Source organism: Armatimonas sp., assembly GCF_043760365.1.
Taxonomy (GTDB): domain Bacteria; phylum Armatimonadota; class Armatimonadia; order Armatimonadales; family Armatimonadaceae; genus Armatimonas.
On the sequence record NZ_JAYUPA010000623.1, the window covers coordinates 1 to 4,224 of the forward strand.

Below are 4,224 nucleotides of genomic sequence, written 5' to 3' on the forward strand. Positions count from 1 at the left end.
CTCCCGGCTCCTACACCAACTCCCAAGCCACTACCCGGGGCGACGCCTGCGCCGGACAATACGGCGGGAGATCTGGTGGTTCGTGGGGTGGTGGCTCCCTTGGCCAGCCTTGTCCGCAGCCTGCTCACCCTGCTGGTGATGTGTATCGCCGGGAGCCTCGTCGCTGCCTTGGGCATTCGCTGGTGGGGCAAGCGCTAGAGTACTGCCGTCGGGGAACGTTACCGTATCGCCGGGGCGTAGCTTACGCCCGCGCCGTGTCTCAGGTTCGTCGTTGACCTGGAACTCGCCCTCCTCAAGCTGGAGCTTCGCTTCCCCGCCTGTCATCGCGATTCCCAGAACTTTTAAGAGCTGACCGAGGGTGATGAACTCCCCGCGCACTTCGAAACCTTCGTCCATACTAGAGATTTTCCCGGTAGAGCGCCAGTGCCGCCCGCATGGAGGGAAACGCAATCTCGTCTAAGTCCACCGCTTGGGGGGCCAGCCAGATCGTGCTTTCCACTTCACGTGGCGCGAGGGTGAAGCTCTGCTCGGCCAGCTCCGCCACGAAGAAGAGATCACAGACGGTGTAGACAATCCCACGGTAGGGGTAGATATTGGGAGCGGTGCACAGAAAACTTAGAGCGGTCACTGCCACACCCAGCTCCTCCATCACCTCGCGGCGAGTCGCGTCTTCCGCCGTCTCACCCGGATCCACAAAGCCCCCCGGCAGGGCCAGCTTCCCCTTACCCGGATCGCGTGCCCGGCGAATAAACAAAAGCTCGCCTTTTGAGTTGACCGCCAGAACAGCGACGGCAACCGTGTTGTTAAAATGCAGGCGGTAGCTGCACGCGGCGCACGCAAAGAAGTTCTCGGAAGACGCTGTGCTGGGGACGCCACAGTGCGGGCAAAAGTGCACTGTCAGATGGGCGGGAAAAAACGCACTCATAATATATCTATCCTACCGTACTTTTTCTATGATTCAGATCATAGCTTGTGAACCTTTTTACCCTTAGAATGCACCAAACAGCCGGAGATTAAATCATGAGACTCACTGCCCTTGCTCTGTCCCTCTGTGCCCTTGTGGCCTGTACCCCCCATACGCTTCTGCGGGCGGCTTCCCCCAAAACAAGCTCCGCTCCCCATGCCGTTACCACGCGGCAGGAACGAAATTTTCCGCCGCTGCAACTGACCGTCAGTAATGAAGAAAAAGATGCGCCGGTGCGGCTGGAGCGTGCGGATATTCAGATCACGGTCGCGGGGCCGCTGGCGCAAGTCACCCAGACACTGGTTTTCCATAACTCGTCGAAGCGGGTGCTGGAAGGCGAGCTGACATTTCCTCTGCCGGAGGGCGCGGCGGTCTCAGGGTTTGCGCTGGATGTGAAGGGCGAGCTGGTGGATGCCGTGCCGGTGGAAAAAGAGAAAGCTCGCGTGGTGTTTGAAAAAGAGGTGCGCAAGGGAGTGGACCCCGGCCTCCTGGAGCGGCTGGAGGGCAATGTCTTTCGTACCCGTATTTACCCGCTTCCGGCGGGTGGCACCCGTACCGTGCGCATCACCTACAGCACCGACAAAAAAACGATTCCGGTTCGATTTGGCAGCAGTGTCCCCGAGGGTAAAGTCACCGTGGACGTACTCGGTACAAGTAAGGCCAGCGTCTTGGTCGGCAAGCGCCCTTTTACGCTGTCCCGCTTCGACGATCACCTGAGAGCGGAGATTGTGCTGGAAAATAGCGCCGAGCAGGATGTGACAATCACGGTTCCCCAAACGGACAGCCCCACCGTGCTGACGGAGATTTTCACGCGTGCGAGTGGCCCACGGCCCGAGACGTTTTTTTGCATCGCCGACACCCCGCCTCGTGCCAAGATCGAGCGGGTTGCACCGCGCCAGATCGGAATTGTCTGGGATGCGAGCCTGAGCCGTCGGAAGGCGGAGATCGGCAAGGAGCTGGCACTGCTGAGCGAGCATCTTTCTGGGAAGACCCTTGAGGTCGAGGTGGTCGTGCTGCGCGAGCGGGCGGAGAAGCCGCGCAAGTTTCGGGTGACGGGTGGCAATGCCAGTGCGCTCATTGCGTTTCTCAAATCGCAGCCCTTCGACGGTGGGACGGCACTGGGCGCACTGAATCTTCCCCGCCGCGACTACTGGCTCTGGTTCACCGATGGCTTCTCCAATCTCGGGCACGGCTTGCCTAAAGTGGCGGCGAAAACCCCGATCTACGCCATCGCCACCGCGCCGGGAACGAACTTTGGCCTCCTGCGCTACTTCTGCGAGCAGACGGGGGGCGCTCTCAGTGCCGGCACGAACCCCGACATCCTGGGGCGCCCTAGTGTTACCCTTCTTGGTGTGGAGGGGCCGGGGACAGCCGATCTCCAGTGGCAAGACGGCCTCATCACGGGCCGCCTCCTCACCGACGAAGCGAAGTTGACGCTGATCTACGGCTTGCCTGGTGGACAGATTATCGCACGCCACCCCGTCACCGTTTCGCGCACCGGAAGCTCGGCGCAGGGCCTCATCGCCCGCCAGTGGGCCGCACAGCGTGTCGAGCGCCTCGCGCTCCTGCCCGACGAAAACCACGAGGCACTGCTCGCTCTGGGCCGGGATTTTAATTTAGTCACGCCAGGCACCTCCTTGATCGTCCTCGAAAACCTGGAGCAGTACGTCGAGCACAATATCGCCCCGCCGCGCACCCGCCCCGCGCTCTACGATGCCTGGCTGGGCCGCGAGAAAACGGAGAAGAACACACAGCGGATCAAGGATGACCTCCAGCTCCAGAGCGTGCTGGCTCAGTGGAATGACCGCACAAGCTGGTGGAAGAAAGACTTCCCCAAGTTCGCCAAAAAGAGCGACATGGAGAAAAAACGGGAAGAGTCTATCACGGGTGTCCGCCGCTCGATGACGCTACCGCCTGGAACGAGGCTACCGGCTGTGGCGGCATCGGGGCGGGCAAACTCCGATCCTTTGGCGGAGCTGTATAAGCTCAATTCTCCTATGAGCCCTGCCACGTTGGCCAAAAATCCCGGTGCACTTGCGCCAGATACGATGAACTTGGGAATCGCGATCAAGCCTTGGACTCCGGATGCGCCGTATCTGAAGACGCTCAAGGCCGCTGGGCCGAGTGGTGCCTACGCGGCGTACCTAAAGGAGCGCGAGAGCTACGCCGACACGCCCGCCTTCTATCTCGACTGCGCTGAAATGCTCCTCCAGCTTGGTCGCCAAGCTGAGGGCCTGCGCGTCTTGACGTCTCTTGCTGACTTGCAGATCGAGGACGCAGCACTGCTGCGTGTTTTAGCGCACCGGCTGGCACAGCTCGGAGAAAAGCAAATTGCCGCCACGCTCTTTGAGAAGATTCTGCGCCTGCGCCCCGAGGAGCCCCAGAGCTACCGCGATCTTGCCCTGGTGTGCGCCGACTTAAATCAAACCGAGCGGGCGCTGGCGCTACTACACACGGTTGTGATGCGTCACTGGGAGCGCTTCGACGGCATCGAAGTCATTGCGCTCACCGAGGCCAATGCGATCCTGGCAAAACACCCGAACACACGCCATAACTTTGACGCTCGCTTGCTCCAGAACCTCACGTGCGACGTGCGAATCGTGATGACTTGGGACTCAGATAGCTCGGACATGGATCTGCACGTGATCGAGCCCACGGGCGAGGAGTGCTTCTACAGCCATAATCTAACCCAAGTGGGCGGCAAGCTCTCCAAGGACTTCACCAGTGGCTACGGCCCCGAGGACTACATGATCCGTCGCGCCGTGCCCGGTGTCTATAAAATTCAGACCAACTACTTCGGCAGCAACGAGCAGAAACTCACCGGCGGCACGACGGTGCAGGCCACGATAATCACGAACTTCGGGCGCGGCAATGAGAAGCGCCAGCACCTGACGCTACGTCTCACGCAGAACAAAGAAACCGTGACGATTGGCGAGGTGACACTGGGGAGGTGAAGGGGATCGCCCCGATAAGATTCGCCCCCATGAACGGGGGCGTCTTATTGACGGCTGCGCCGACACAAAGGGCGTTCCGCCCATGCCGAGTAAACCGAGTGCCGAATAAACTCGGTATGGCCCGAAGTGGCCTTCGTGTCGGAGCCCGCGACGACAACAAGACGCCCCCGTTCATGGGGGCGAGAGTTCATAAAGGCGACTCAACCCGGCTACAGCGCGTCGGAGATGATCTTGCGGATCGTGCTCTCTTGCGCCTCGATACTCTGGCACAGCGCGAACTGCACCAGTGCGCGCTCCAGATTGTGG

The 4,224-nt window shown here is 60.6% G+C and carries 3 protein-coding genes; 1 reads left to right on the forward strand and 2 read right to left on the reverse strand.

The genetic code is table 11. The features are described from left to right. Positions 1–30: 30 nt before the first annotated feature. Entirely contained in the window at positions 31–396 is a 366-nt protein-coding gene (locus ACH2EH_RS14210) for an RNA-binding S4 domain-containing protein (RefSeq protein ID WP_395142702.1), read from the reverse strand. A gap of 1 nt (position 397) precedes the next feature. Next, positions 398–925, reverse strand: a complete 528-nt coding sequence (locus ACH2EH_RS14215) for an NUDIX domain-containing protein (RefSeq protein ID WP_395142703.1) — start codon at positions 923–925, stop codon at positions 398–400. A 95-nt stretch (positions 926–1,020) separates the two neighbouring features. Here ACH2EH_RS14215 and ACH2EH_RS14220 point away from each other — a divergent pair, with 95 nt between their 5' ends. Then, positions 1,021–3,918 (forward strand): VIT domain-containing protein, encoded by a 2,898-nt coding sequence (locus ACH2EH_RS14220; RefSeq protein ID WP_395142704.1) that lies wholly within the window; start codon positions 1,021–1,023, stop codon positions 3,916–3,918. Positions 3,919–4,224: the final 306 nt, after the last annotated feature.

What these genes read in the sequence shown, in the direction of transcription:
- ACH2EH_RS14215 (WP_395142703.1), bottom strand. Translation starts at nt 925, where the DNA reads ATGAGTGCGTTTTTTCCCGCCCATCTGACAGTGCACTTTTGCCCGCAC.
- ACH2EH_RS14220 (WP_395142704.1), top strand. Translation starts at nt 1,021, where the DNA reads ATGAGACTCACTGCCCTTGCTCTGTCCCTCTGTGCCCTTGTGGCCTGT.
- ACH2EH_RS14210 (WP_395142702.1), bottom strand. Translation starts at nt 396, where the DNA reads ATGGACGAAGGTTTCGAAGTGCGCGGGGAGTTCATCACCCTCGGTCAG.